Origin of the sequence: Flavobacterium commune, from assembly GCF_001857965.1 — a bacterium.
In the GTDB taxonomy this organism is placed as follows: domain Bacteria; phylum Bacteroidota; class Bacteroidia; order Flavobacteriales; family Flavobacteriaceae; genus Flavobacterium; species Flavobacterium commune.
In genome coordinates this window covers 2185067-2209011 of record NZ_CP017774.1, presented here as the reverse complement: position 1 = coordinate 2209011, position 23945 = coordinate 2185067, and the positions used below count along the sequence as shown (strand labels likewise).

The window sequence follows — 23945 nt, the reverse complement described above, 5'->3', positions numbered from 1 at the left end:
TATTAGAGAGCGTTGCAGTTTGCAGCGCTTTCTTTTTTTTTAACAAAAGCTACAATTTAATAAAACAGAAGATTCGTCATTATTTTGCAAAATTTTAAGAAGACAATCTCTATTTTTGAAAAAAGAATTAAAAAATCATTTATGAAACTACTTATTGTTGAAGACGAACCCCATCTTTTATCGATTATTCGAAAAGGACTTTCTGAAAAAAACAACGAAGTAAGCGTAGCACTTGATGGTACAACAGGACTTGAAATGATTTTGAATCACAATTTTGATGTGGTTATTCTCGACATCATGCTCCCGGATATTAACGGAATTGAAATTTGCAGACGACTAAGAGCCGCTAAAAACTTTGTCCCCATCTTACTCTTAACCGCTCTGGGAACTACCGAAAACATTGTTACCGGACTGAATTCCGGAGCTGATGATTATCTGGCAAAACCTTTTAAATTTTCGGAATTAGAAGCCCGAATTGCAGCCCTGGCACGAAGATCAAATCAGGAACACAGACCCAATGACCTGATTCAGATTGATGATTTGGAAATTGACAGAAGAGCCAAATCAGTCAAACGAAATGGAGAACTTATTCAGCTAACCGCTAAAGAATTCAAACTATTATACTATCTGGCCAGCAACTCTCAAACCATCTTGTCCAGAGAAAAAATATTAGACAATGTTTGGGATATTAATTTTGACATGAATACTAATGTAGTTGATGTTTATATCAATTATCTTCGAAACAAAATTGACAAACCTTATCAAAACAAATTAATCCACACTATCAAAGGATTGGGTTACATTATAAAACCATAATTTATGCAAATTAGAAAAAAAATAACCATCACTTACATTGCGCTATCTTGTTTTAGCACCTCGCTTTTGTGCATTGTCATTTTTTCTCTATTCAAACAAAACAATGAATATTATTTTATAAAAAGACTTCAGGACCGCGCTAAAATTGCTTCATCAGCTCATTCTCAAAAAAATCTGGAGAAGAAAAATTATTTTAAAGAATTCAAAAAAAGCGGACTGGAAGAACTTATCGAAGAAAAAGAATACATTCTGTCTGTAAAAGGGAAAAACACCTTTGAATACAACACCGATTTACATCTTCCTCCGGAATTCTACAAAGAGATCATGAAAAAAGGATCAAGCTGGTTTGAAGAAGATTACCGCTATTATTATGGGCAAATTTTTGGCGAAGAAGGACAAAAACACATTGTAATTGTCACTGCCAAAGACCGTCGGGGAAATACCAGTACCATTTATATTTTGCAAATTCTAATCTTTGGAGGAATTGGCTTTATTATTCTGGCCTACTTTTTTGGTCAGTTTTTAGCCCGAAGAGTAATCAACCCTATCGCATTAATTACCAAAGAAGTACACCGAATCAGTGCATCAAATCTTCATAATAGATTAGCCGATACTGACGGAAAAGATGAGATTAGCGATCTTACCAAAACCTTCAACGACATGCTGGATCGATTAGAAACTTCATTTGAAATTCAGGCTAATTTTATCAACAATGCTTCACATGAATTAAAAACGCCAATAACCACCATTATTGCCGAAACCGAAATTATGCTCCTGAAAGAAAGAGCTACCGAAGAATACATTTATTCGTTAGAAAACATCAATAAACAGGCTTCAAAATTAGGCAATCTTACCGAAAGCCTTTTAAAACTAACCCAAACAGGCTATGATGGTACCAAACAAGTACTGGATATGGCCCGAATTGATGAAATTCTGCTGGAAGTAAAAGCATCGATAGATACTCTTTTCCCTAACAATCGTGTCAATATTAAAATTAAAGCAATTCCGGAAGACGAATCGCTGTTAACCATCCCCTGCAACAGACCTTTGCTGGAATTAGCCTTGAATAATATTATTTCAAATGCTGTAAAATATTCTGACAACGACGAGGTCTTTGTGAATCTTTCTGTTGACGATGCTAAAATCAAAATTGCCATTACTGATATAGGAATTGGAATACCACCTGAAGATATTCCTTATTTGTACGAACCTTTTTTTAGGGGTAAAATTGCTTCTAAATACAACGGTTACGGACTTGGTTTACCATTGGCCATGAAAATCATCCGAATGCACAACGGAGAACTTCAAATTCAATCGGAAACCGGAAAAGGAACTGTTGTAAACATCACCTTTGAAAAAAACGAACATTAGGAATTCTAATCCGGAATCTTAGGGAATTCTAATTTTAATCCAAGCTGTTTTTAATTTTCGATAACTTCTTTTGTATGTATCATCTAAACAATACATACATGAAAAACGTATTAATACCTTCAACATTAGAACCGGACACCATAAATGCTGTTAAAATAGCCATTCAACAATCTAAGGGTAAAAAATGCACCCTGTTTCTGGTCCTAGTCGAAGAAATCCCGGATAGCTATTCTTCGACAACATTTTTAAGAAGCATGAAAAGCGAAATGACGGCATCACAAAAAAAAGTATTGGAATACTGTAGAGAATTAATTACTATTTCTCAAAACTGCAATCTTAAAATCCACTATCAATACGGAATTTCAGCCCCATTGATGCGAAATTTAATCCAACACCTTGAAATCGAATTAACTATCCTTAGCCCTTCGTACAGAAAAGACGAAAGAAAAATTCACAATCAGTTTGTTCAGATACTGAGTAATTGCAAATGCCCTATTTTACATCTAAATTCAAATTGCGAAGAGTACAATTTAACTACAGCGATGTATCTTGTAAAAACAAAACCCAAACTTCAAATTGAAGATTTGCATGAATTAATTCCGGACCGTTTTGATATTAAAATCATAAATAAAACCACAATTATTAACAACCAAAACCCTGAAGATTTAGAATCCTTAATAAATGAAGCCATCGTAAAAAACAACATCAATCTTTTAATCGAAACCAGAAAACCTAAAAAAATTAAACTCAAAAATGAAAACGCCACTGCTAACGAAAATTTTGGCTTACCAATTCTGTCTTTATACGAAGAAACAGCCTGATTTTTGGTACTAAAATCAGGTTTTTATTTCTTAATCTAGGTTAAGTGACACGCTGGTATTGATGCTGTAAATTTGCCTTATCAAAATGAAATAACAATTTAAAAAAATAAAATTATGGCAACTACAAAATGGGCAATTGACTCGACACACTCAGAAATTGGATTTAAAGTAAAACACATGATGTTTACAAATGTTTCAGGAAATTTTAGCGACTATGAAGCAAATATTTCCACCGAAGACGACAACTTTGAAAATGCCAATATCGAATTCTCTGCAAATATCGATTCGATTAATACCAATAATACTGACAGGGACAATCATCTAAAAAGTGGCGACTTTTTTGACGCTGAAAACTTTCCTAAACTCACTTTCAAAGCTACTTCCTTCACTAAAAATGGTGATGATTATGAATTAACTGGAGATTTAAGTCTGAGAGGGGTAACAAAAACGGTTACACTTCCTACCGAATTCAGCGGATTAATGAAAGATCCTTGGGGAAATACAAAAGCAGGATTGAATATTTCCGGTAAAATAAACCGTAAAGAATGGGGATTGAACTGGAACTCTGCTCTTGAAACCGGTGGTGTTTTAGTAGGCGAAGATGTAAAATTGAACATCGAATTACAATTAATAAAGCTATAAAGAATCTCACAAAACTGATTTTTCCCACATACAAACCTCCCTACTTCATTAGCAAGCAGGGAGGTTTTCTTTTATGCACTTTTATCTTTTCATATAAATCCTAAAAAAATACTACTTTTGCATCCCGATTGAATATAATTTTTCAATCTTTAAATTATAAAAATAAAACAAATACAGATGAAAGCATACGTATTTCCAGGTCAAGGCGCACAGTTTACAGGAATGGGTAAAGACTTATATGAAAACTCTCCATTAGCAAAAGAATTGTTTGAAAAAGCAAACGAAATATTAGGTTTCCGCATCACAGATATTATGTTTGAAGGAACTGCCGAAGAATTAAAAGAAACTAAAGTAACGCAACCGGCCGTATTTTTACACTCGGTAATTTTAGCTAAAACTTTAGAAGATTTCAAACCGGAAATGGTAGCGGGACATTCTTTAGGAGAATTTTCAGCTTTGGTTGCCAATGGTGCTTTGTCTTTTGAAGACGGATTAAAATTAGTTTCCCAAAGAGCTTTGGCTATGCAAAAAGCCTGCGAAATCACTCCTTCAACAATGGCTGCTGTTTTAGGATTAGCGGATAATATTGTAGAAGAAGTATGTGCTTCTATCGACGGAGTTGTAGTTGCTGCTAATTACAACTGCCCTGGACAATTAGTGATTTCAGGAGAATTTAAAGCGGTTGAATTAGCTTGTGAAAAAATGAAAGAAGCAGGTGCAAAACGTGCTTTATTATTACCTGTTGGTGGTGCATTTCACTCACCTATGATGGAACCTGCAAGAGAAGAACTGGCTGCTGCAATCGAAGCAACTACTTTCTCTGCTCCTATTTGCCCTGTATATCAAAACGTAACAGCAAGCGCAGTTTCGGATGCAGATGAAATTAAGAAAAACCTAATCATTCAGTTGACTGCTCCTGTAAAATGGACACAATCAGTTCAACAAATGATTGCTGACGGTGCTACTTTATTTACCGAAGTAGGTCCTGGAAAAGTATTAGCGGGACTAATTGGAAAAATCAATAAAGAAGCTGCTACTGCAAATGCTTAAATAGTATTCAGTGATCAGTTTTAAGTGATCAGTCATTATAGAATCCTCATAAACTTCGGTTTTTGAGGATTTTTATTTTTATAAAAAAGGAAATTAAGCACAACAATACAGAAAAGAATGCATCCTTTAATTTTAGTTATCTTTGTTAAAAGAATTCCAAATTTATGAATTTAGATTTACGAACAGTAAACGTTATACGATACATTACGCCACTTCGGGAAGGTGGCTCCTTACCTGCCTTAGCAGAAGCTGATGATGATTTTAAATATGTATTAAAATTTAGAGGAGCCGGTCATGGAGTAAAAGCATTAATTGCTGAATTTTTAGGCGGTCAAATAGCAAAACAATTAGGTTTACCCGTTCCTGAATTAGTTTTTGCACACCTGGACGAAGCCTTTGGAAGGACAGAAGCTGACGAAGAAATTCAGGATTTATTAAAGTTTAGTCAGGGTTTAAATTTAGGCCTGCACTATTTATCAGGAGCAATTACCTTTGATGCCGCTGCAAATGATTGCGAAGCTTTATTGGCATCAAAAATTGTTTGGTTAGATGCTTTTATTACTAATGTTGACCGAACCTTTAAAAACACTAATCTTTTAATTTGGAAAAAAGAACTTTGGCTTATTGATCACGGGGCATCTTTTTATTTTCATCATTCCTGGATTAATTGGGAGAAAACAGCCCTTACTCCATTTACATTAATTAAAGATCATGTTTTATTACCAAAAGCATCAAAACTAGAAGAAGCTCATTCACAATACTCCAACCTATTAAACGATGCTATTTTAAAAGAAATTGTAAACCAAATTCCGGAAGACTGGCTACAATGGGAAGATCAATCCATAAGCCCGGAAGAAATTAAAAACATCTATTTCCAGTTTTTAAGCTTACGCTTGAAAAATGCTGAAATATTTTTAAAACAAGCTCAAGATGCAAGAACAACACTTATATGATTATGCTGTCATTCGTGTTGTACCAAGAGTAGAACGCGAAGAATTTATAAATGTAGGTTTGATGCTTTATTCCAAGCGTCAGAAATATTTACGAATTCAATATCAAATTCCTGTTGCTAAAATCAGCTTGTTTTGCAGTGAATTTGATTTAGACCAACTCAAAATCAATTTAGATTCTTTTGTAGCCATTTGCGAAGGCAAAAAAGAAGCGGGACCTATTGCTCAATTTGAAAAAGACGAACGATTTAGATGGCTCACTGCTGTTAAAAGTTCGAGTATTCAAACTTCAAGACCCCATTCGGGATTTAGCAGCGATTTAGACCAGACTTTCGAAAAACTATATTCTGAATTAGTCTTGTAAGAAGAATTGTTTTTATAAATACATCTCCGTAAGCGAAAGTTTACGGAGATTTTTTTTATATTTGAAAGACAATGCTTTAAATTCAAATCTTAAATATCCTACACATGAGAAAAACAATTTTAGCAGCAGCTTTTATGCTGGTTGCGATGGTTTCCTGCCAAGACAAAACAAAAGACAAACTGGAAGATGCTAAAGAAGCCGTTGGAGCCGAAGTAGAACAAAAAATGGATACTGTGGCTGAAAAAGTTGAAAAAGCCATTGATTCAACCCAATCAAAAACAGGAAAAATCCTTGAAAAAGGAGCAGAAAAAATGGATGAAGCCGCAAATAAGTTAAAAGAAGCCGCTAAAAAATAATCCAACAAAAAATCCCAAACTATCTATTTTGATAATTTGGGATTTTTACTTTTTATCATTTTTTTTATTGGGGCAATTTAAAAGCCTGTCTGGCTATCAGCAACCACTTGTCTTTTTGTTTTTGCCAAACGAGTACGTTTCCAATTTTTATGTCTTTTTCAACACCGCTATCCTTAGTATGTGCTACAAGATTATGTCTCACTATGGCAACATCTCCGGTAACTTGAATACTTTGATTTTGAAATTCTATCGTCACAAAATCAGATTCTCCGTTAAGCAATTTTTCAATAAAAACTTTTTGATCCTGAAGGACACCACTGGAATGCCCGTAGCTTAAATCTTTTGAAGTCAAGGCTTTCAAATTGCTTTCTGTTGGATCAATTAATGCTTTGCGAAAAGCTTCAACTCTAGCAGCAACAGCTGCTGCTTCTTTAGAAACTGCTTTTGTTTGTGCCCAATTGGAAACCGAAATCAAAACTAACAATAGAAAATATTTTCTCATTTTTATTTATTTAAAAATTCTAAAACACTATCAGTAATAAATTTTATTTGCTCATCGTCCAACTCGGTGTGCATTGGCAACGAAATCACTTCTTTCACCAATTGATTGGTCACCGGAAAATCTTCTTCTTTGTAACGCACATCAACATAAGCTTTTTGCGAATGCAACGGAATTGGATAATAAATAGCACATGGAATTCCTTTATCTAACAAATGTTGCATCAATCCGTTTCTGTCAGCATCAATAATTCGTAAGGTATATTGGTGAAAAACATGATCATTTTCATTTTCATCAAATGAAGGGGTAATAATATTAGCGTGACCAGCCAAAGCAGTATTATACTTAGCGGCAGCTCCACGACGCGCTGTATTATAATCGTTCAATAAAGGTAATTTAGCATTCAAAACAGCAGCCTGAATACTGTCTAATCTCGAGTTCACCCCTACCACATCATGATGGTAACGTTCGTACATTCCGTGATTGACAATTCCGCGAATGGTATGCGCCAACGCATCATCATTAGTAAAAATAGCGCCACCATCACCATAACAACCTAAGTTTTTAGAAGGAAAAAATGAAGTTGCTCCTACATGACCAATAGTTCCTACCTTAGTTTTTGCCCCTGAAGCTGAAATAAAATCGGCACCAATGGCTTGTGCATTATCTTCAATAACATACAAGTTATGTTCATTGGCCAAAGCCATAATTGCATCCATATTAGCTGCGCGACCGAACAAATGTACCGGAACTATTGCTTTAGTTTTTGGAGTAATAGCCGCTTTGATTCTTTCCAATGAAATATTCATATTGTCCAAATCAACATCAACTAACACCGGAGTCAACTGCAACAAAGCAATTACCTCAACTGTAGCTGCAAAAGTAAAATCGGCAGTAATTACCTCATCCCCTGGCTTTAAATCCAATCCCATCATTGCAATTTGCAAAGCATCGGTCCCATTTGCACAAGGAATTACGTGTTTTACACCTAAATAATCTTCCAAAGATTTTTGGAATTGATGCACCTGAGGTCCGTTGATATAAGTATTGGTATCTAAAACTTCCTGAATAGAAGTATTTACCGTAGTGGCAATTTTATCATATTGACTTTTTAAGTCAACCATTTGAATTTTCTTCATTTCAACTTTATTAATAGTTAGAAAGTTGTTGTTTTTACACTTCTCAATTTCAACAAAACTTTCACAAAACGGAAACAAAAATAGGTATTATTGATTTCAAACCAATGATTTTAAGCCAAAGAAAATGTATTTTAGCCCAAAAAAAATCCCAATGCTTTTTCTATACAATACCATCATTACGATTGCTGATTTTTTCCTAAAAATTATCTCGCTATTCAACCCAAAAATCAAACTGTTTGTTGCTGGAAGAAAAAACGTTTTTGAAACACTTTCGCAAAAAATAAATACTAACGATAAAACCATTTGGTTTCATGCCGCTTCCCTAGGCGAATACGAACAAGGCCTGCCTGTGATTGAAAAAATAAAAGAAAAATACCCTTCGTATAAAATTATTTTGACTTTCTTTTCTCCTTCAGGTTACGAAGTTAGAAAAAACAATATTGTAGCTGATGCAACGGCATATCTACCGATGGACACTAAAGAGAATGCTCAAAAATTCCTAAAACTCGTTCATCCAGAAATGGCTTTCTTTATCAAATATGAATATTGGCCAAACTACCTAAACGAACTAAAAAAAGAAAATACACCGACTTATTTGATTTCAGGCATTTTTAGAGAAAACCAATTATTTTTTAAATGGTATGGTCAGTTTTACAGAAACGCGTTAAATACTTTCACTTATTTTTTTGTACAAAATGAAGCTTCAAAAAAACTATTACTGCAATTAGGAAAAACAAATGTTGCTGTTTCCGGAGACACCCGCTTTGATCGTGTTGCCACAATTTTAGAAAAAGACAATACTTTGGATTTTATTTCCGAATTTAAAAACGACACATTGACTATCGTTATTGGAAGTTCCTGGCCAAAAGACGAAAATTTATTGATAGATTACATCAACTCAACTACCCAAAACACAAAATTCATCATAGCGCCTCACAACATAAAATCCGAGCAAATAGAACAATTAAAAAATAGCATCTCTAAGAAAACGGTTCTTTTTTCAGAAAAAGAAAATAAAAACCTTGCCGACTTTGATGTATTTATCATTGACACTATTGGGATTTTAACCAAAATATACAGTTATGCCGATATCGCATACGTAGGTGGCGGATTTGGAAATCCTGGTGTACACAATATACTGGAACCGGCTACTTTTGGCGTACCAATTGTTATAGGACCAAACTTTTCACATTTTGCAGAAGCTACAGCCTTAGTAAATTTAGGAGGCTGTATCAGTATTATGAATGCAAATGAATTACAAAACACTTTTGATTCATTAATTTCTGACAAAATTACAAGAAACAAAAAAGGAACCATTTGCAGGGATTTTGTAAAAACAAATACAGGTGCCACAAATATGATATTGGAAAGCATCTAAAGATTTGATCAAAATTAAATCGATTTTCGGCTTATTTTAGCGCAAGAATGAAAGACCAAAATCTTTAAACAAATCTTAAAAATCAAGCATTAAAACACCTTAATTCTCAAAAAAGAAAGCTTCAAATTTCATAATCTACAAAAACCCAACTCTACAACAACACAAAAACCTAACAATCAACACATTACCAACTAACAAAGCATCCATTCCTTAAAGTCACATATTCATTTAAGCTATTACATTCCCTATAAAATCCATATTTTGCCAGGTGAGAAAAATAATCGAAGAATATTTTAAAAAAAAAATGAAAAAATATTTTACATATTAAAAATTTTATATCTTTGCCTCGAATTAATAATTAACCTTTTATAATAAAGTAAGATGAAAAAAGTATTTTTAAGTTTAGCTGTAGTTGCTGTATTATCTGTTGTATCTTGTAAAAAAGCTGAAGAGGCTCCTGCTGAAGAAGCTGTAGATACTACTGCTGTAGCTGTTGATTCTGCTGCTGTTGTAGCTGATACTGCTGCTGTTGCTGTTGATTCTGCTGCTGCTGCTACTGAAGCTCCTGCTGCTGAAGCTGCTGCTGAGTAATTTTAAATTACAGTAAAAAAAATAAGCCGTTCACATTGTGACGGCTTTTTTTATACCCAAAAACGAGATTATAAAAAATCAGAACTCAAATTAATCAATAAACTCAAAATCATTATTAGCAAAATCCAATATCTCCGCTTTTGAGCCATATTTCACAATCTCATCAATCCCCTTCTGAACCATCAACTCAGTACTGTATTTTCTGCTTACTGCAATCACCTTACCATCAACCACCACCCTAAAGAAAAACTTCCCCTTAGATGTTTTAAATTTCACGTAAGAACAACTTTCGAACACAGATCGCAAATACTCCGCATCTGCCTCACAATCCATCCGCAATTCATACGCATTGCTCGTAAAAATGGTTTTTCCTTTTCTAGAAGTAAATTCAAACTTATAATCTCCGCTAAATCTTTTACTAATAACAAAAGTTCCCATTTCTATTTCTCCCTTAATAAAAAAAGGTCGTTCACAGAACAACCTTTCCACTTAAACAAATCTATTTTTTTTATTTCGTAACAGTCGTTGTTGTTGGCGAATAAATACCAAATGTCAAGCCACCTACAAGCATATTCACAAATGAATGTCTAGTAAATACAGTATAATCATTTGCTCCTGCCGCCATAGCTTTAGAATCCGAAACACCTACTGGCGCAAGACCCCCAATTACATAATGGTTCCATTTAGTAACTTTTGAGTTACCCGTACCACCATTACCCACTACACTAGTGTATGAATAACAAGAAGTCAACATAATTGCAGCTCCACAAGCTACCGCCAAACGTGTAAACATTTTTTTCATTTTTTTATAATTTTTTATGATTTGTAATTAACACGAAAATACATAAAAAACAAATAAAACACAATTCAAATTTATTTTTTTTCACAGAAAATACTACAAAAAAAACCTCAAACCATCTCAGACCCACGAAAAACTAATCTAAAACAAAAAACCCCTTAAAAATAAGGGGTTTCTTTGTACTCAGAGCGGGACTTGAACCCGCACGAACATTGCTGTTCACTGGATTTTAAGTTTTGCCGACTCCTGTTTTGTACAATTTGAAAAACACAAACAATTGTTTTTCAACCCTTTACATTTATCAAAATTTCAAGAAAACCAAACCAACAGGCTCGTTTGTGGGTTCGGCAAATTATTAATTTTTTATTATATTTTATCAACTATTTGCTGATCTATTTTTGCATAACGAATTGAAAGTGCTTTAGCGTAAGCCTTTGCCAAATCAATTGTAAATGAATCAATTACTTTTTCATAAACATAATTATATGCTGATTTGTTTACAGGAATACAAACGTAATAAGTGTTACCACTAATTTGCGAACTTATTACAACTGAAACACCTTTTAAATTACCAGTAGATTTTTCAATAAAATCAGAAAATGTAAAAGCAAATCCTTTATCAATAAATAACATTTCTTCATTCTTAAACTCATATCCAGCAATAACATCTAAACCGCTTTCTTTTTGAATCTTCAAACCTTTGGTTAAGTAATTATACTCTTTTTCAGTTGTTTCATTTTGCGCAAAACAACCAAAACCAACTAATAATAAACCTAATAAAATTATTTTTTTCATATCTTATAAATCTTAAAAAAAGCTTGTCCGGAAACAAGCTTTTAAATTTATTACTTTGTAACCGTTGTCGTTGATGGAGCATAAAGCCCAAAAGTGATCCACGAAACCAAACCGTTTACAAATGTTTGTCTTGTGTGTACAGTATAGTCCTCTGCTCCTGATGCCATAGCTTTAGAATCTGAAACGCCAACCGGTGCAAGACCACCAATTAAATAATGATTCCATTTTGTAGTTTGACTGTTTCCTTTTGCTCCTGTACCTACAACACTAGTGTAAGAATAGCAAGAAGTCAACATAACAGCAGCACCAAAAGCAACTGCAAAACGTGTAAACATTTTTTTCATTTTATAAGATTTATTAATTGTTTATAATTAGTACGAAAATACACTTTTGCCGTTATTTTCAAAAAACCATTAGGCAATATTTTCGTTCAAATTTAAAAATCCTGTTTTTTTTTGTAGGCTATCTGCATCAATCCGGGGCGATTATGCAGTTTTGCTTTTATCGATTCCTAATTTTTCTTCAAGAGACTTAATGATTTTATCTTTATCCTCAACTGCTTTTTCAAGCAATTCTACATATTTAGGACTTATTACATAAGGTTCTGGATTTTTTTCATTCGAAGTTAACAATTTACCTCCTTGAATACCATAAGGTTTTGCTTCCGATAAATCAGTATTTATGAAATCATCAATTAAAATTTCAAAATGTAAACAGATTTTTTGAATAGCTTCAATTTTAGGCAAAGCCTTTCCATTAATATAATTGCTTATTAATCCTCTTCCAATTTCAAAAGTCGCTCCAAAATCATCTTGGGAAAGATTCATTTTTTTTACGAGAAACAAAATATTTTCAGGAATATAGTTTTTAATCATAAAATTATTGTTTTGCAAACCATTGAAAACCAAGCGATTGAAAATTAATTCATTTTATTTCATTGAAAATTCATTTTTTTTCATTGAAATTCATTTTTTTGTAGTAAGTTTGTTCAAGAAAATTACACAAAACGAATTTAAAAAACAACAAAATGGAACGTCAAGACTTTTATGCAAAAAGAAAAGAAACCATGCAAGCACGTTATAAGCAATTGCGTTCTCAAAAAGAACCCAAAAAACTAACCCGTGATGAATGTTTAAAAATTCTGCAAAACGAACACGAGGGATTGTCCCCGGGAACAATAAAACAGATTTTATCAAATTCAAATTATCAAAAAGCAATTAACAAGAAAAACAACACTTAAAACCGTGCCAATTATGGATTTTTTTATAAAGAATTTTGATACAATTATGGTAACTGTTTTAGTATCAGCGTTTTTAATAGCAGTATTTTTTATAGTCGAAATGAAGTGGAAAGAGTGGAAAGATAAAACCCTAGAAAAAAAGAAAAGGGGCAACCACGCCCCTTTTCACACCATTAAACCAAACCGAAGTTTGGCATAATTTGCCAGGTACCACCCCAGCTAATACAAAGATACAGATATGTCTTCAATAATTGCAAATTCAGTCTTAAATATCGTAGCAACGTTCTCTCCGGAGGATATGGCTGCCTTTATGGACGGACTGGAAAAACTACAAAAACCTGTAGTTGCAAAAACGAAGCCAAAAAAAATAAAACCAAAGTCTTATATACCATCACTCGAAGAGTGCATGAACATTATTAGAGCTAAAAACAGCATCCCTGCGCAAAATAAACGTGCATAATTCCCTCGATGTTCCGCTGCTAGCGTGATAGCTTAGTGGCGGTACTGAAAGGTTACAAAAACCAATGCAAAGGCAACTACGTTCTTACCCCGATTAGTAAATGATTATCTACCGAATCAACGCATACCAAGTCCTTTGCATTTTTTTCACACCATTAAACCAAACCACCATGGATATAGCCAACATCCTTAAAAAAATAGACCTATACAAAACCGCCACGGAGTGCCTGAACGAAATTCAAAAACTTGACGAACTGGAGGCTAAACCAGTAAACAATTACAAAGAACCCACACCGTTTGAAGTTGAGATTTACCTAAACAAACTCAAACGAAAAGAAATTGAAAAACTATCAAAACAAGAATATGTATTAGAAAGTAAATCGATTAAATAACACCATTAAACCACCGAATTATGCAAAATTCAAAAATCACCGTACAGGAGTTTGACAAAACACCTATACAAAACTTCTTCAATAAGCTTAGAGTAGCTTATAACCTTATCAAAGCCGAAAAATCTATCGTGATTATTGGCGACAAAATCGAATCTTTTAATCTTGATCCCGAAAAAGTAATGGGTATTTGCGGAAAAATCAGCATCAATCTGAAAGTAGCTCAGGAACTTAAAGAAATGGAGCTACAAGACCAGCTTGTGTCCGAATCCATTCACCGTCTAGTTTACAACTAATGAATTACAGTTTAGTGCGTAACAAATCGCGTGGAATCCGATTATTAATTGACGAAAAACACGTCAAAACCATTCCCGCAAATTTGTCTAAAGCAATCAACACGCATACTGTTGAAAGGCTTATGTACGAAAACAAACGACTTTCATACGGCGAACGCAGGCTATTAAGTGATTTTGTAGCTTATGAAAACTGGAAAACCAAATTGTACACTAAAGAAAAACACCTTTTCGAACTCATTAAAGATGCAGTTCCGGTGGAAAAACATTTGGTTAAAATGCACCACAACAAAGAACGCTTAGAACTGCTTTTGGACAATAAACTAAAAATTACTGTCCCTGAAAAGGTATTTTATTCGCTTCCGCTACAAGAAAAAACAACCTACTCTAATTTTTAAAAACATGGATTTCAATAAAGAAACACAAATAGCTATTGCAAAAGTAGTATCCGAAAAAATGCCTGAAATGATTGAGGCACAAGCTACCGAAATGGTAGAAAATATCGTAAGTAATATTTTTAGATGGGGCGATACAAAAGACAAAATAAAGAAAAAAATTGAAGAATCAATAAATGTAAATCTTCAAGAATTTGATTTAATAGACTACAACGCTCTGATTGCTAAAGTTATAAATGACAATCTTCTCGAACAAGTCAACTTGCAGCCAATTTTAGACATGACTCAGGACATAATTGGATTTGTAAAACAAAAAGAAATCACACTTCAGGGAATTGCAAATATGTTCATTGAAGCTTCGCAAGAAGAAAATAGCAGTGACTATTCAGGAGAAATAACATTCATCGTAAAAGAAAGAACAGAACACAATTGGTGTGAAATCTATGCAGACATTGAACCTGATAAAGAAGAAAATAAATGCAGCATCAAATTCATTATTTCTACTAGAGACAGTAGAGACGGTCAAATTTTTTCTTTAAAAACAAAAGAAAAATATTTTGGAGAAAAGCAAGAAGAAATTACCCCGTCAAAACTAGTTGCAATGAGAGGTATTGAGGCTAAAATATTCAGGCTTTATTCTGCACAGGTCAAAATCACCAATTACGACCAAGAAATAAACAATTATTGGGATAGAGATTAGCAAACCCACACCCACCACCATTAAACCACCGACCACCATGCAAAAACGCACCCACCAAGCCCAGTCTTTAGGCTCGCTGTTTTCAGGCAATATATTTGGCAATCACGCTAACACTCCCGTTAGCGTGAAACCAACAGCAAAACCAAAAAACAAGCCCGCTACACGTTTGGAAAAACTCACTTTTCCCGAACTGATAGAAAACTGTACACCAGTTACAGCCGTGCATCCGTTTATTGATACCACAGCGTTTGCAGCCACAATGGATAATTACCGATTATACATTGCGCACTATAACACTATGATTAAAGCATTAAACGAAGAAACCGAAAAGTACAATGCAGCCGTTCGCACTTTCACCAGCCAAAACACACTTAATGAGGTTCAAAAAACATTCTCCGGATTGTTTTTAAAACAACATCGCAACGCCAAAACCAAAGAATACAATTTACTGGTAGAAGAATTTAATACTGATCGTGGAATGATTATCGAAAAAAAGAAATTCCATACCGTAAAATACGCCAGCGAAATTGTATTTCAACAAATCGTTTATCTGTATTCGTTACAACTTCAAAAAACTACTACCGAATACATCAAGTTAGGCATTTCGGAAGCTTCGCCAGTACGTCAATTGGAGATTAACGCCCACCACGTTACCAATTTAAAGCGTAACGGTGCATTTTCAATCAATGTAACCAACACCACTGTAAGAGCACACAGAGAACGATTAGAAGAAGCTGGGGTATTTGTTGACTATCTTTTTAGAGGTCATAAAACAGGGCTTAAAATGAATATTTCAAGCCAAATTTTAGTGGTTTTTGATGCCAAAACCCAAAAATTAACCGATACTGAAAATCAGGCGTTTACCTCCCGAACGAATAAGAAACTTACAGATAATAATGAGGTTACAAGAGCTTTTAAAAGTAATATTAAGAAAATAGAAAACGGTCAAGCCGATTTTCTTGAGAAAGGAACGCCTACGGCTGGTTTTTCATTTGTTTTTTACAAGAACATCCCTGAGCAAGATGAGAAATCCAAACAAGGGGGGGGCGGCGAAAATGTTAAAGTTTCAAAAACTTTATCCGAAAAGATGGAAGCTGCCATCCTGAACGATCAGGATTTTGCCGAAAAGCTGGCAAGCGGCGCATTTCATAATCATAAAAGAGTAGATAAGAGATATTTGTATCAGGAATCCATGTACGGAACTATGAGCCGTGCCGATTTTAAAACATTTATTCTACAGGAATTTTTCAAAAATGCTTCTAAACTCTATCGCGGTAAACGTGTGTACATAGGTTGCTGGAAAAAAGCGATTAATGCCTATGCCGAAAAGCAATTTATTGTCAATAACGGTGGCGAACCTTTCTTATTCAACAAACAATTAATGGTTGACAAACTGGACGAAATGATTTGGCGTGTGAATAATGCGCACAAATGGTTCTTAAAAACTAAAATTAATCCTTTGTTTCCGTCTGATTACTTTGACTTTAGCCGTACCGAAAAACAGGAAATTGGCTTCGAATACACTAAAAAAGCGTGGAAAAACCACCTAAAATACATCGAAAACAAGCCAAAATTAGCCCAATCAGTCACTAAAAAATCTACAATTAGAAAACAAAACATCAATCATTCGAAAAAATTCGACATAAAAATTAACCAGTTTTTCAAAAACCGAATCGAATTAAACGAATTAATCGACTACGTAAACACCAATTTACCATCTAATTATTTACAAAAATTGTCTGATACGCTATTGAAAGTTTCAGTCACTAAACACGAATGTTAACTATGAAAAAAATCTTAGAATTAGCCAAAACACTTTTGTTTTTATATCTCATTTTATCTTTTTATGAATGGAATTTTAATCCCGGAGAATGGGAATCATCATCAAGAACAGCATTAGTAATTATTTTTGGAATAATAATATTCTAGCTTAAAAAAAAACAACCTTAAACACCATTAAACCATGTACTTAGACCTATTATTTTTTATCTCAGGATTTTTCACAATCACCACTGTTTTGTTTATCATTTGGTGCTTAAAATGGAACGTACTCGTTCGCTATTGGCATATTGCTAAAATAAAAGTGCAAAACGAAATCGACAAAAAAGCCTTTATCAAAAAGCAGGAATCCGAAGGCAAAAAACCCTACTCTTTTGAACTGGGAAACATTGTAATCTATGCTGAAAACTCTCATCGTGCAGCACTGGATTACAAGAAATTAAAGCAGGAAACTAAAACAGCGATTAAGAACCTTAAAAACCCGAATTATGCCAGTATTTCAAAGAGAAAAAAGCAAAATTAAAATGGTCGCTTTAATGCCTCCAAAAGAAAAGAATATAACCTGGTACTCTCCTATTACTCAAAACGCTAAACCCAGTCAAAATATAGTAAACGGAATGCTTAGGCGGTTTCAAAATCAGGATGCTGCAAAACGTGTGCAAGTCATTCAGTTTTACGAAAATGGAACTTTGTATTATGAAATTAAACGGTAAAAATTCATGTGGTTATGAAAAATACAGATAAGATTAAAGACAAAATAAAAGCATTACTATCTAAAACAATTGATAATGGCGCAACCAAAGAGGAAATGCAATCAGCATTAAAAAAAGCTAACCAATTAATGACAGATTTTTTTATTTCTGAACACGATTTAAAAGATAACGAATTAATAAACAAGTGTATTTTGGAACAATTCGAACTCACTAAAAGTGGTTATGATTTATCAATTTTCTATGCAGATTTAGCACATTTATTTGATTGCGAACATTATTACACGAAAAGTAAAATTACTTTTTTCGGACACGAACAAGATGTAGCATTGTGTGGTTACTTCTATCATTTGATAACAAAAACTTGTCTATTAGAGAAAGTAAAATATTCAAAATCTACAAATTACAAATATCTTAAGCGTTACCATCACGGAAAAACTCTATTATCAAGTTTTATTAAAGGCTTTTTGATAGAAGTTGTTTGCAAAATGAAAGAGATGTACAAGGAACGTCAATCTAACATCCCTGAATCCTATGGCTTAATGGTAATTGAAAAAAGAGAAAAAGTAAAAAACGAATTTATTGATCTCAATTTTAAAATACACAAACAAAAAACAAAAGAATTGAAAGGTGAAAAAGTAGCTTTTGAAGATGGTATAGAACAAGGTAAAAAAATCGATTTAATTCAAGGAATAGAATCCTGTGATGATGCTAATCAATTTGTTTTAAATGCTTAACCATGATTCGCAATAAAGTAACTATCACAAAAGTAGATTACAGCCAGCTAGAAGCAATACACTTTGAACTGGAAATGTATGCTAAAAACATTTCTCCTGATGATCTACGAAAAGACTTTTTGAATGCTATAATGACATTAGATATTGCGCATTCCTTGTTTTTCTTTCTCCGGAACAAACTTGAAACTGATAAAACGCAATACACGATTTCATTTTCAGCCAGTCAGGCAGCCGTTTTATTAAAATGCTGCTATTGGACCAGAGTACAACGTTCGCCTTATACAGCCAATGTGATGCTAAAACTTAGTCTCCTACTGGACGAACAACTAAAAGCAATGGTATAACGTCAACGTTAAACGCTAACGTGATTCACGTAAAAAACACGTGCATACTATTAAAAAATCTACAAATCAATAACATTTTATAAAAATAACATGGAAACAGTAAAAGAAAATGAAGTTTACAAACGAGAAAGAGAAACTCGTTTTACATTAAAAGAAACAATTACTCTAAAACTTCCAGTAGAAAAAGTTTATATTAAAGAGGAATATGATTGGTACATGACTGTAGCGTTAGAAAAAGTTGATAAAGTAACCACCGATAGGCGTTTACTTACTGCTGATTTAATACTTCAATACCGTTGGGCAATTCGTGAGGGCTACCAGCATCAATTAGATTCAGCTTTAAAAAACAGATATGATTATCCAAGAAATCAAAACACTGTAAAAGGCATTCAAGGCTACATTGATCGAATTAAAAAAGCTTCTGACGCTGAAATGGAAAATCTATGATAAAAAAAAGCACTTACATACGAAGTTTTACGCCTAAACAACGTACACAACTCGAACAAGTCCAGCAGGAACAAAAAATAAAAACCGTTCCCGAAATCTTGTTTTTCTCCTTAGATCAATACTACGAACTAAAACAAGATGTTGCACGGCTTAACAGAATTATAGAAATCAAACAACGAAAAATCGAACGATTAGAAAGTCAATAATATGGAATGTAACAAATGCGGAACGTCAGTAATGGAAACACCATTGCAACGTGTAAACGAAAAAGGTGTTAACGGTATTTGGTGGTGCGAACCTTGCCTTGAAAAACATCAGCCTGAACTTGCTAAAAACATTAAGCAAGACGAAAGTAATGTAGAAAAAGATTTAAAGAAAATTTGTTATCCAAATCAATAACTATGGCTAAAGTATTAATGTTTTCAAGACAATTCCCAAAATACCACCCGAAAGCAGGAGAAGTTACAGAATTTGTTGCTAAATTTTGGGCGAATCGTGGTATAGAAATGCTAAATACAGAACTACTCGAAGATGATTACATAAATGTTTCTAAAATTGGGTATCTTTTAAATCCAAAAGGACATACTATAAGAGCAGGAAACCGATTTAAAAAAGGTGATCTGTTTAGTCCTAGAGTCTGGAGCGGTACACCGTATCGATCAAAGCAAATTATCATTGCTCCCGATACAGAAGTTTTAGAAACTTGGGATATTGAAATAGACGAAAGCAAATGTATCATGATAAAAAACAAATGCCTGTCATTTCAAAAAGAAACAAAAATAGCAAATAATGACGGTCTGAGCCATGAAGATTTTGAAGATTGGTTTAATGTACTCCCATTCAAAGGACAAATAATTTGTTGGAATCCTAATATTAATTACTAATAAAAAACTATGGCAACATTCACATTTGAAATAACAGTAAACACAACCGGAACAAATTTTACAGAAGAACAATTAAAAGATTTTATTCGCTTCCAAATAGGTTTTGGCGGTCTATCCCAAAACAACCCTTTTGTAGATGAAGAATCAACATCCGAAATTATTGACGTTGAAATTTATTAAATAAAAAACCACCTTTTCAGGTGGTTTTTTATGTTGATTTTTCTTTTTTAAACTTTCCTAAAACAAATATACCTGCTAGCGCGACTAAAGTTGTACCTATCAAAACAATACCTGTTTTCTCATGTCCATTAACTGCTAAATAAGTACCACAACCCACAATCAATAAAGTTATTATAAACCCAAATATCTGACCTTTTTTAGATTGACTTAATTGTGAAGTAACTGCCTGTTTTTCTAATTCAATCCTATGGTTTTGTTGTTTTTCTGCCATAAGCATTATCCTATTAGCACCGTCAGTTATAATTTGGTTATATTGAGTTAAAGTTTCAGGATCAGGTAATGGTCCTGAATGATGTTTAAAACTTACAATAGTTTTTACAATCTCTTCTTTTTGTTCTACAGGTATACCCTTAAAAACAGTTGGATTAATTTCTTCTAATTCGTGTTGTACATGAATTAAATCTGAAGATACATTAGTTTTTACTTCTTGTTTAGTTGGTTTGTTTTTTTTTGTAGACATATCGCTATTTAAGACAAAGTTCTTTTGAATGCTTTTCTTTAAATTGCCTCTCAGCGGTTCTTAAATCTTCTCCAACATTTTCCCAATCAGATTGTAGTGCTTTTTGATCGGCTTCTTCAGCTGTACGTGAAGAATTAAACTCATAATAATCTCCATACAAACTAAAAATAGAACCGACTCCTTTCCAAAAACCTGTTTTATCAAACAGAAATCCAGTTTCCAATTTTAAATTTTTATTTTCCATGATAATTATTTTAATAAAAGTGAACAAATATATATTATAACACCCCATCAATACAACAGTTTTAAGTTATCAAAATTGATAACACTATAATATTTTGTTATATAACAAAATAGTATAAAATCATTCAATTTGTTTGAAGATATACAATACAATTTAACATTGTAACTCTAACGAATATAATCATTTATAAGTTCCTAACGACAATATATTGAGAATTTAACTATATTTTTTTAAGATATTAAAATAGAATTAACATTTAATTAAAAAAAATACCTAATCCGGTGTTTTATTTACGCTTCAATCTCATAATCAAAGCGGTTCAAAATCTCTTTTACTTCGGCAGGAAAAATAGTTTTAATGTTCTGCGCCTCCTTAAGTGGAACTTTTCGGAGTTCCATTACAACACTAATAACTTCTTTTCTTACGGTTTCACGTCCAAAACCTTGTAATAAATTTTGTAATTCGGCTTTTCTTTTCGGTTGCAACAGTTTTTTAGCAGTCATAGAACGGTGGTTTAATGGTTTTTCAAAAATAGTCAAATACTTGCAATTTTCACAAACCAAAATCCGACAAAATCCGACCGAATCTTACAAAATGATACAACAACTTACAAAATCTAACCGAATCTAACCCAATCCTACAGAATCCAACGAGTAAAAAAACAAACTCCACAACCTTTGACATTCATTTCATAGGATTTGTTTTGAGTTAGTTAATTAAGCAAGAATAAGGTAGCGTGTGTGTAGTATTTCAAAAGTACAAAATCACAACACCTTTCTTGCTAACTAATCCAAAACAGCAAAACGGAATAAGTATGAATCTAGTTGACAGTCAATTGTATCGCCCGCTAAAGTTAGGACAAGAGTTTGAAAGACTTATTCCCGCTTACAAAGGTGTAGGTTACAAGTTTGACAAAAAAAAGGACAACTCTACTACTTACGACACTTTGCGTTTTATGGCTCTATGGGCTAATAAATACGCTTACCAAATGAGTAAAGTTGCTCCTATTTTGAAAGCTGGCACACTACAACAAACGGTAAACAATATTTACAGTTTTCTGTACTGGCACTTTCAATACAAACTGGATGGCGAAATGCAAAAACTGTATTCTCCCAGTGCTGCATGGCATTTCAGGAAAACAGGTTTTGATTGCAAGACTTACTCCATTTTAGCCAGTACAATTCTCCAAAACTTGCAAATCCCGCATTCGTTCAGGATGATACAGCAAGCAGGAATCATGCCGGGAGAGTGGTCTCATGTGTACGTAATAGTCCCTAACGGAAACAACTACTACACCATTGATGCCACAACCCACAATAATAAAGAAGTGAGTTTCACTAAAAAACACGATCATATTATGAAACACATAGGTTTAGCAGCACCGTTTACAGGCTATGAAGCATTCAACGGCTTAGGTTGTGCCTGTCAGGGTACACCAATAAAAAGCACTGGTTTAGGAAGTCCGGCAGTATTATCCAACACAATCAAAAACTTTCACAGTTTCTTAAATGTTTTGGAAGCTAACGGCATTTCGAGAGAAGTCACTAGCCGTATGCTTGCAATGGTAAAATGGAATATTGAAAACCGTATTGACCCAAACATGGGCGAAATCCTTAGAAAAGCATTAGCGACTACACCGCAACAAGGTTTAGGAGTTATTGAAAGCGTTTCTTCGTTGACAGCTGCGGGTGGTACTTATGGTTCTATGAGTTACAGTATCCCTACAACCGGAACAGTTTCAACAATGATTAACGTTGCTCAGGGGTCTGGCGGATGGACAACTGAATTAACAAAAGGATTTTCGATTGACGGGAAACCATTAACAGAGATTACATCTAGTCTTAAAGATGGAGTTACCGGAGTTGTTTCAGGGGATTACGGAGCAGTTTTAAGTTCTGTTTCTAAACTAATTCCCATAGATAAAACTTTCGGGGCAGTATTTGCTAACGGATTCGATTTATCCTGCTGGGGTTCTAGCTTTAGTGAATCTATTGCAAAAAAAGATATGCAGGTTGATTTTCCTTTTATGCAAGAATGGTCAGGAATTTATAAAATTTCGAATACTGATAATCTTGAAAAATTCCTAACAATTACGGAAAATTATTATCAGGATGCGATTGACCCTAAAAGAAGAAATTACGCCTCTTGTACTAAAAAAGGACACGCCCTTGTAGCAAAAGCTATAATCAATTTTAGAAATGAAACACTAGAGCAATTTAAAAACCAAGGATTTACGCTTGTACCTAACGGTAAAAAAACCATGGAACTGCCTAGACTGCCATTTCCGGGTAAAGGTTCAAGAGAAAGCGATAAACTTTGGAGATGGGCTTCAGGAAAAGGAAAAGTAACTTTTGACACTTACCAAGTTGTTTCACCACAAGCAGCAAAAGCTACTCAGACAAATGGAACTACCGGAACTTCAACAGGGACAAACACCGGAGCAGCTGCCGAGAAAAAATCCAACCTAAGCACGATAGTAACTATAGGTTCGGCAATAGCCTTAGGGGCAAAATTATTACTATAAAAACAAATCATAACCACTAAATCTTAAAATCAAAATGTTTCAAAAACCAACCACTAAATCATTTGCAGCCGTAGCGATAGAGACGGGCGCATTTGTAGCAGGTGCAAAAGTAGGAGACGGTATTGTTGCCGTAATGCCTGACTCAGTATCCAGTTACAGACGATACCTTGTTGCGGGAATGACCCTTCTTGCAGCTGCTTGCGTAGCACCAAAAACAACTATGGCTCAGGCAGCCCAAAACGCCTTAATAGGTGCAGGAGCAAAACAATTGTATGACGAACTAAGCGAAACCTTAGCCGGTGCTATCCCGGTTACAGCAGGAAGTTCTACTACAAATAAGTTTGTTAATGCCGTAGTAGGTCATTCACCGGATGCCGCCTTAGTAGCCGATACCTCGCAAGTAGGTGTAGGTGCATGGCTAGGAGAGCCGGAAAATATGTGGGACAGACCCGCAGAATTGCAAGAAGCAGAATTTACAGGGTTGTAACAACAATCCTGTTTTAAAAAAGTAAAAAGTTAAAAAAAGTAA

General features: G+C 33.9%; 39 protein-coding genes. 29 read left to right on the top strand and 10 right to left on the bottom strand.

Features of this window, described 5'->3' with window-relative positions:
• The first annotated feature begins 141 nt into the window (after positions 1–141).
• From BIW12_RS09375 to BIW12_RS09340, 8 genes are all read left to right on the top strand, one after another.
• Positions 142–816, top strand: coding sequence for a response regulator transcription factor (locus BIW12_RS09375; protein ID WP_071184882.1), 675 nt, complete (start codon positions 142–144; stop codon positions 814–816).
• A 3-nt stretch (positions 817–819) separates the two neighbouring features.
• Positions 820–2187 (top strand): sensor histidine kinase, encoded by a 1368-nt coding sequence (locus BIW12_RS09370; protein WP_140484818.1) that lies wholly within the window; start codon positions 820–822, stop codon positions 2185–2187.
• Positions 2188–2285: 98 nt separating this feature from the next.
• Positions 2286–3008, top strand: a complete 723-nt coding sequence (locus tag BIW12_RS16445) for a hypothetical protein (protein WP_071184881.1) — start codon at positions 2286–2288, stop codon at positions 3006–3008.
• A gap of 114 nt (positions 3009–3122) precedes the next feature.
• The gene (locus tag BIW12_RS09360; protein WP_071184880.1) at positions 3123–3650 is read left to right on the top strand and encodes a YceI family protein; all 528 of its coding nucleotides are present in this window, start codon (positions 3123–3125) and stop codon (positions 3648–3650) included.
• A gap of 177 nt (positions 3651–3827) precedes the next feature.
• A complete protein-coding gene (gene fabD / locus BIW12_RS09355; RefSeq protein ID WP_071184879.1) occupies positions 3828–4700 on the top strand; it encodes an ACP S-malonyltransferase in 873 nt (290 codons plus the stop codon).
• A gap of 164 nt (positions 4701–4864) precedes the next feature.
• A complete protein-coding gene (locus BIW12_RS09350; RefSeq protein WP_071184878.1) occupies positions 4865–5653 on the top strand; it encodes a HipA family kinase in 789 nt (262 codons plus the stop codon).
• Positions 5631–6014 (top strand): DUF3037 domain-containing protein, encoded by a 384-nt coding sequence (locus tag BIW12_RS09345; RefSeq protein WP_071184877.1) that lies wholly within the window; start codon positions 5631–5633, stop codon positions 6012–6014. Before BIW12_RS09350 ends, BIW12_RS09345 begins: the two co-directional genes overlap by 23 nt.
• 104 nt (positions 6015–6118) lie before the next feature.
• Positions 6119–6370 (top strand): hypothetical protein, encoded by a 252-nt coding sequence (locus BIW12_RS09340; RefSeq protein ID WP_071184876.1) that lies wholly within the window; start codon positions 6119–6121, stop codon positions 6368–6370.
• Positions 6371–6434: 64 nt separating this feature from the next.
• On the opposite strand, the gene BIW12_RS09335 is transcribed toward BIW12_RS09340, so the two are convergent.
• Positions 6435–6872: a nuclear transport factor 2 family protein gene (locus BIW12_RS09335; protein WP_071184875.1), complete on the bottom strand. Its 438-nt coding sequence runs from the start codon at positions 6870–6872 to the stop codon at positions 6435–6437.
• A gap of 2 nt (positions 6873–6874) precedes the next feature.
• Entirely contained in the window at positions 6875–8008 is a 1134-nt protein-coding gene (locus BIW12_RS09330; protein ID WP_071186277.1) for a DegT/DnrJ/EryC1/StrS family aminotransferase, read from the bottom strand.
• A 151-nt stretch (positions 8009–8159) separates the two neighbouring features.
• Here BIW12_RS09330 and BIW12_RS09325 point away from each other — a divergent pair, with 151 nt between their 5' ends.
• Both BIW12_RS09325 and BIW12_RS09320 read left to right on the top strand, forming a co-directional pair.
• Positions 8160–9386 carry a 3-deoxy-D-manno-octulosonic acid transferase gene (locus tag BIW12_RS09325; RefSeq protein ID WP_071186275.1) on the top strand — a complete coding sequence of 409 codons (1227 nt, stop codon included), beginning with the start codon at positions 8160–8162 and terminating at the stop codon, positions 9384–9386.
• Between the two features lie 381 nt (positions 9387–9767).
• The gene (locus BIW12_RS09320) at positions 9768–9977 is read left to right on the top strand and encodes a PG1828 family lipoprotein (RefSeq protein WP_071184874.1); all 210 of its coding nucleotides are present in this window, start codon (positions 9768–9770) and stop codon (positions 9975–9977) included.
• 90 nt (positions 9978–10067) lie between these two features.
• Here the strand turns inward: BIW12_RS09320 and BIW12_RS09315 are convergent, their stop codons facing one another.
• The 5 genes from BIW12_RS09315 to BIW12_RS09295 all read right to left on the bottom strand — a co-directional run bounded on the left by BIW12_RS09315 (position 10068) and on the right by BIW12_RS09295 (position 12398).
• Positions 10068–10415 carry a DUF1508 domain-containing protein gene (locus BIW12_RS09315; protein WP_071186273.1) on the bottom strand — a complete coding sequence of 116 codons (348 nt, stop codon included), beginning with the start codon at positions 10413–10415 and terminating at the stop codon, positions 10068–10070.
• A 70-nt stretch (positions 10416–10485) separates the two neighbouring features.
• Positions 10486–10779 (bottom strand): Bor family protein, encoded by a 294-nt coding sequence (locus BIW12_RS09310; RefSeq protein ID WP_071184873.1) that lies wholly within the window; start codon positions 10777–10779, stop codon positions 10486–10488.
• 363 nt (positions 10780–11142) lie between these two features.
• Positions 11143–11571 (bottom strand): hypothetical protein, encoded by a 429-nt coding sequence (locus BIW12_RS09305; RefSeq protein ID WP_071184872.1) that lies wholly within the window; start codon positions 11569–11571, stop codon positions 11143–11145.
• 50 nt (positions 11572–11621) lie between these two features.
• Positions 11622–11915 (bottom strand): Bor family protein, encoded by a 294-nt coding sequence (locus BIW12_RS09300; RefSeq protein ID WP_071184871.1) that lies wholly within the window; start codon positions 11913–11915, stop codon positions 11622–11624.
• 141 nt (positions 11916–12056) lie between these two features.
• Entirely contained in the window at positions 12057–12398 is a 342-nt protein-coding gene (locus tag BIW12_RS09295; RefSeq protein ID WP_198033411.1) for a helix-turn-helix domain-containing protein, read from the bottom strand.
• A gap of 200 nt (positions 12399–12598) precedes the next feature.
• Here BIW12_RS09295 and BIW12_RS09290 point away from each other — a divergent pair, with 200 nt between their 5' ends.
• The 17 genes from BIW12_RS09290 to BIW12_RS16325 all read left to right on the top strand — a co-directional run bounded on the left by BIW12_RS09290 (position 12599) and on the right by BIW12_RS16325 (position 20128).
• Positions 12599–12811: a hypothetical protein gene (locus BIW12_RS09290; protein ID WP_071184869.1), complete on the top strand. Its 213-nt coding sequence runs from the start codon at positions 12599–12601 to the stop codon at positions 12809–12811.
• A 238-nt stretch (positions 12812–13049) separates the two neighbouring features.
• Positions 13050–13271 carry a hypothetical protein gene (locus tag BIW12_RS09285; protein ID WP_071184868.1) on the top strand — a complete coding sequence of 74 codons (222 nt, stop codon included), beginning with the start codon at positions 13050–13052 and terminating at the stop codon, positions 13269–13271.
• Positions 13272–13440: 169 nt separating this feature from the next.
• Positions 13441–13662, top strand: coding sequence for a hypothetical protein (locus BIW12_RS09280; RefSeq protein ID WP_071184867.1), 222 nt, complete (start codon positions 13441–13443; stop codon positions 13660–13662).
• 20 nt (positions 13663–13682) lie between these two features.
• Entirely contained in the window at positions 13683–13955 is a 273-nt protein-coding gene (locus BIW12_RS09275; protein ID WP_071184866.1) for a hypothetical protein, read from the top strand.
• Positions 13955–14350, top strand: coding sequence for a hypothetical protein (locus BIW12_RS09270; RefSeq protein ID WP_071184865.1), 396 nt, complete (start codon positions 13955–13957; stop codon positions 14348–14350). Before BIW12_RS09275 ends, BIW12_RS09270 begins: the two co-directional genes overlap by 1 nt.
• Before the next feature lie 4 nt (positions 14351–14354).
• Complete coding sequence (locus BIW12_RS09265; RefSeq protein ID WP_071184864.1) at positions 14355–15047, top strand: hypothetical protein; 693 nt, start codon at positions 14355–14357, stop codon at positions 15045–15047.
• A gap of 37 nt (positions 15048–15084) precedes the next feature.
• A complete protein-coding gene (locus BIW12_RS09260) occupies positions 15085–16830 on the top strand; it encodes a hypothetical protein (protein ID WP_157499536.1) in 1746 nt (581 codons plus the stop codon).
• Positions 16831–16832: 2 nt separating this feature from the next.
• Positions 16833–16976 (top strand): hypothetical protein, encoded by a 144-nt coding sequence (locus tag BIW12_RS16330; protein ID WP_157499535.1) that lies wholly within the window; start codon positions 16833–16835, stop codon positions 16974–16976.
• Between the two features lie 34 nt (positions 16977–17010).
• Positions 17011–17349 (top strand): hypothetical protein, encoded by a 339-nt coding sequence (locus BIW12_RS09255; protein WP_157499534.1) that lies wholly within the window; start codon positions 17011–17013, stop codon positions 17347–17349.
• On the top strand, positions 17315–17539 hold the full coding sequence (locus BIW12_RS09250) for a hypothetical protein (RefSeq protein ID WP_157499533.1): 225 nt from the start codon (positions 17315–17317) through the stop codon (positions 17537–17539). The genes BIW12_RS09255 and BIW12_RS09250 overlap by 35 nt, the downstream gene beginning before the upstream one ends.
• 14 nt (positions 17540–17553) lie before the next feature.
• A complete protein-coding gene (locus BIW12_RS09245; protein WP_071184860.1) occupies positions 17554–18273 on the top strand; it encodes a DUF2786 domain-containing protein in 720 nt (239 codons plus the stop codon).
• A gap of 2 nt (positions 18274–18275) precedes the next feature.
• Positions 18276–18617: a hypothetical protein gene (locus BIW12_RS09240; RefSeq protein ID WP_071184859.1), complete on the top strand. Its 342-nt coding sequence runs from the start codon at positions 18276–18278 to the stop codon at positions 18615–18617.
• Between the two features lie 90 nt (positions 18618–18707).
• Complete coding sequence (locus BIW12_RS09235; RefSeq protein WP_071184858.1) at positions 18708–19064, top strand: hypothetical protein; 357 nt, start codon at positions 18708–18710, stop codon at positions 19062–19064.
• Positions 19061–19270, top strand: coding sequence for a hypothetical protein (locus tag BIW12_RS09230; RefSeq protein WP_071184857.1), 210 nt, complete (start codon positions 19061–19063; stop codon positions 19268–19270). The genes BIW12_RS09235 and BIW12_RS09230 overlap by 4 nt, the downstream gene beginning before the upstream one ends.
• A gap of 1 nt (position 19271) precedes the next feature.
• Positions 19272–19463, top strand: coding sequence for a hypothetical protein (locus BIW12_RS09225; RefSeq protein WP_071184856.1), 192 nt, complete (start codon positions 19272–19274; stop codon positions 19461–19463).
• 2 nt (positions 19464–19465) lie between these two features.
• Positions 19466–19948: a hypothetical protein gene (locus BIW12_RS09220; protein WP_071184855.1), complete on the top strand. Its 483-nt coding sequence runs from the start codon at positions 19466–19468 to the stop codon at positions 19946–19948.
• Between the two features lie 9 nt (positions 19949–19957).
• A complete protein-coding gene (locus BIW12_RS16325) occupies positions 19958–20128 on the top strand; it encodes a hypothetical protein (RefSeq protein ID WP_157499532.1) in 171 nt (56 codons plus the stop codon).
• Positions 20129–20156: 28 nt separating this feature from the next.
• Here BIW12_RS16325 and BIW12_RS09215 read toward each other — a convergent pair whose 3' ends face one another.
• From BIW12_RS09215 to BIW12_RS09205, 3 genes are all read right to left on the bottom strand, one after another.
• Positions 20157–20648 carry a DUF2335 domain-containing protein gene (locus BIW12_RS09215; protein ID WP_071184854.1) on the bottom strand — a complete coding sequence of 164 codons (492 nt, stop codon included), beginning with the start codon at positions 20646–20648 and terminating at the stop codon, positions 20157–20159.
• A 4-nt stretch (positions 20649–20652) separates the two neighbouring features.
• Entirely contained in the window at positions 20653–20892 is a 240-nt protein-coding gene (locus tag BIW12_RS09210) for a hypothetical protein (RefSeq protein ID WP_083382089.1), read from the bottom strand.
• 290 nt (positions 20893–21182) lie between these two features.
• The gene (locus tag BIW12_RS09205; RefSeq protein ID WP_157499531.1) at positions 21183–21395 is read right to left on the bottom strand and encodes a hypothetical protein; all 213 of its coding nucleotides are present in this window, start codon (positions 21393–21395) and stop codon (positions 21183–21185) included.
• Between the two features lie 311 nt (positions 21396–21706).
• Here BIW12_RS09205 and BIW12_RS09200 point away from each other — a divergent pair, with 311 nt between their 5' ends.
• A complete protein-coding gene (locus BIW12_RS09200) occupies positions 21707–23416 on the top strand; it encodes a hypothetical protein (RefSeq protein WP_157499529.1) in 1710 nt (569 codons plus the stop codon).
• Positions 23417–23450: 34 nt separating this feature from the next.
• On the top strand, positions 23451–23903 hold the full coding sequence (locus BIW12_RS09195) for a hypothetical protein (RefSeq protein ID WP_071184851.1): 453 nt from the start codon (positions 23451–23453) through the stop codon (positions 23901–23903).
• The last annotated feature ends 42 nt before the right edge of the window (positions 23904–23945 follow it).

Excerpts from the sequence above, each read along its gene's own strand:
- BIW12_RS09375 (WP_071184882.1), top strand. The coding sequence starts at position 142 with ATGAAACTACTTATTGTTGAAGACGAACCCCATCTTTTATCGATTATT.
- BIW12_RS09255 (WP_157499534.1), top strand. The coding sequence starts at position 17,011 with ATGTACTTAGACCTATTATTTTTTATCTCAGGATTTTTCACAATCACC.
- BIW12_RS09210 (WP_083382089.1), bottom strand. The coding sequence starts at position 20,892 with ATGGAAAATAAAAATTTAAAATTGGAAACTGGATTTCTGTTTGATAAA.
- BIW12_RS09205 (WP_157499531.1), bottom strand. The coding sequence starts at position 21,395 with ATGACTGCTAAAAAACTGTTGCAACCGAAAAGAAAAGCCGAATTACAA.
- BIW12_RS09295 (WP_198033411.1), bottom strand. The coding sequence starts at position 12,398 with ATGAATCTTTCCCAAGATGATTTTGGAGCGACTTTTGAAATTGGAAGA.
- BIW12_RS09305 (WP_071184872.1), bottom strand. The coding sequence starts at position 11,571 with ATGAAAAAAATAATTTTATTAGGTTTATTATTAGTTGGTTTTGGTTGT.
- BIW12_RS09245 (WP_071184860.1), top strand. The coding sequence starts at position 17,554 with ATGAAAAATACAGATAAGATTAAAGACAAAATAAAAGCATTACTATCT.
- BIW12_RS09330 (WP_071186277.1), bottom strand. The coding sequence starts at position 8,008 with ATGAAGAAAATTCAAATGGTTGACTTAAAAAGTCAATATGATAAAATT.
- BIW12_RS09215 (WP_071184854.1), bottom strand. The coding sequence starts at position 20,648 with ATGTCTACAAAAAAAAACAAACCAACTAAACAAGAAGTAAAAACTAAT.
- BIW12_RS09270 (WP_071184865.1), top strand. The coding sequence starts at position 13,955 with ATGAATTACAGTTTAGTGCGTAACAAATCGCGTGGAATCCGATTATTA.
- BIW12_RS09275 (WP_071184866.1), top strand. The coding sequence starts at position 13,683 with ATGCAAAATTCAAAAATCACCGTACAGGAGTTTGACAAAACACCTATA.
- BIW12_RS09285 (WP_071184868.1), top strand. The coding sequence starts at position 13,050 with ATGTCTTCAATAATTGCAAATTCAGTCTTAAATATCGTAGCAACGTTC.
- BIW12_RS16325 (WP_157499532.1), top strand. The coding sequence starts at position 19,958 with ATGGCAACATTCACATTTGAAATAACAGTAAACACAACCGGAACAAAT.
- BIW12_RS09340 (WP_071184876.1), top strand. The coding sequence starts at position 6,119 with ATGAGAAAAACAATTTTAGCAGCAGCTTTTATGCTGGTTGCGATGGTT.
- BIW12_RS09260 (WP_157499536.1), top strand. The coding sequence starts at position 15,085 with ATGCAAAAACGCACCCACCAAGCCCAGTCTTTAGGCTCGCTGTTTTCA.
- BIW12_RS09235 (WP_071184858.1), top strand. The coding sequence starts at position 18,708 with ATGGAAACAGTAAAAGAAAATGAAGTTTACAAACGAGAAAGAGAAACT.
- BIW12_RS09290 (WP_071184869.1), top strand. The coding sequence starts at position 12,599 with ATGGAACGTCAAGACTTTTATGCAAAAAGAAAAGAAACCATGCAAGCA.
- BIW12_RS09345 (WP_071184877.1), top strand. The coding sequence starts at position 5,631 with ATGCAAGAACAACACTTATATGATTATGCTGTCATTCGTGTTGTACCA.
- BIW12_RS09280 (WP_071184867.1), top strand. The coding sequence starts at position 13,441 with ATGGATATAGCCAACATCCTTAAAAAAATAGACCTATACAAAACCGCC.
- BIW12_RS09335 (WP_071184875.1), bottom strand. The coding sequence starts at position 6,872 with ATGAGAAAATATTTTCTATTGTTAGTTTTGATTTCGGTTTCCAATTGG.
- BIW12_RS09225 (WP_071184856.1), top strand. The coding sequence starts at position 19,272 with ATGGAATGTAACAAATGCGGAACGTCAGTAATGGAAACACCATTGCAA.
- BIW12_RS09370 (WP_140484818.1), top strand. The coding sequence starts at position 820 with ATGCAAATTAGAAAAAAAATAACCATCACTTACATTGCGCTATCTTGT.
- BIW12_RS09230 (WP_071184857.1), top strand. The coding sequence starts at position 19,061 with ATGATAAAAAAAAGCACTTACATACGAAGTTTTACGCCTAAACAACGT.
- BIW12_RS09360 (WP_071184880.1), top strand. The coding sequence starts at position 3,123 with ATGGCAACTACAAAATGGGCAATTGACTCGACACACTCAGAAATTGGA.
- BIW12_RS09315 (WP_071186273.1), bottom strand. The coding sequence starts at position 10,415 with ATGGGAACTTTTGTTATTAGTAAAAGATTTAGCGGAGATTATAAGTTT.
- BIW12_RS09250 (WP_157499533.1), top strand. The coding sequence starts at position 17,315 with ATGCCAGTATTTCAAAGAGAAAAAAGCAAAATTAAAATGGTCGCTTTA.
- fabD (WP_071184879.1), top strand. The coding sequence starts at position 3,828 with ATGAAAGCATACGTATTTCCAGGTCAAGGCGCACAGTTTACAGGAATG.
- BIW12_RS09240 (WP_071184859.1), top strand. The coding sequence starts at position 18,276 with ATGATTCGCAATAAAGTAACTATCACAAAAGTAGATTACAGCCAGCTA.
- BIW12_RS09350 (WP_071184878.1), top strand. The coding sequence starts at position 4,865 with ATGAATTTAGATTTACGAACAGTAAACGTTATACGATACATTACGCCA.
- BIW12_RS09200 (WP_157499529.1), top strand. The coding sequence starts at position 21,707 with ATGAATCTAGTTGACAGTCAATTGTATCGCCCGCTAAAGTTAGGACAA.
- BIW12_RS09310 (WP_071184873.1), bottom strand. The coding sequence starts at position 10,779 with ATGAAAAAAATGTTTACACGTTTGGCGGTAGCTTGTGGAGCTGCAATT.
- BIW12_RS09265 (WP_071184864.1), top strand. The coding sequence starts at position 14,355 with ATGGATTTCAATAAAGAAACACAAATAGCTATTGCAAAAGTAGTATCC.
- BIW12_RS09325 (WP_071186275.1), top strand. The coding sequence starts at position 8,160 with ATGCTTTTTCTATACAATACCATCATTACGATTGCTGATTTTTTCCTA.
- BIW12_RS09320 (WP_071184874.1), top strand. The coding sequence starts at position 9,768 with ATGAAAAAAGTATTTTTAAGTTTAGCTGTAGTTGCTGTATTATCTGTT.
- BIW12_RS09300 (WP_071184871.1), bottom strand. The coding sequence starts at position 11,915 with ATGAAAAAAATGTTTACACGTTTTGCAGTTGCTTTTGGTGCTGCTGTT.
- BIW12_RS09195 (WP_071184851.1), top strand. The coding sequence starts at position 23,451 with ATGTTTCAAAAACCAACCACTAAATCATTTGCAGCCGTAGCGATAGAG.
- BIW12_RS09220 (WP_071184855.1), top strand. The coding sequence starts at position 19,466 with ATGGCTAAAGTATTAATGTTTTCAAGACAATTCCCAAAATACCACCCG.
- BIW12_RS16330 (WP_157499535.1), top strand. The coding sequence starts at position 16,833 with ATGAAAAAAATCTTAGAATTAGCCAAAACACTTTTGTTTTTATATCTC.
- BIW12_RS16445 (WP_071184881.1), top strand. The coding sequence starts at position 2,286 with ATGAAAAACGTATTAATACCTTCAACATTAGAACCGGACACCATAAAT.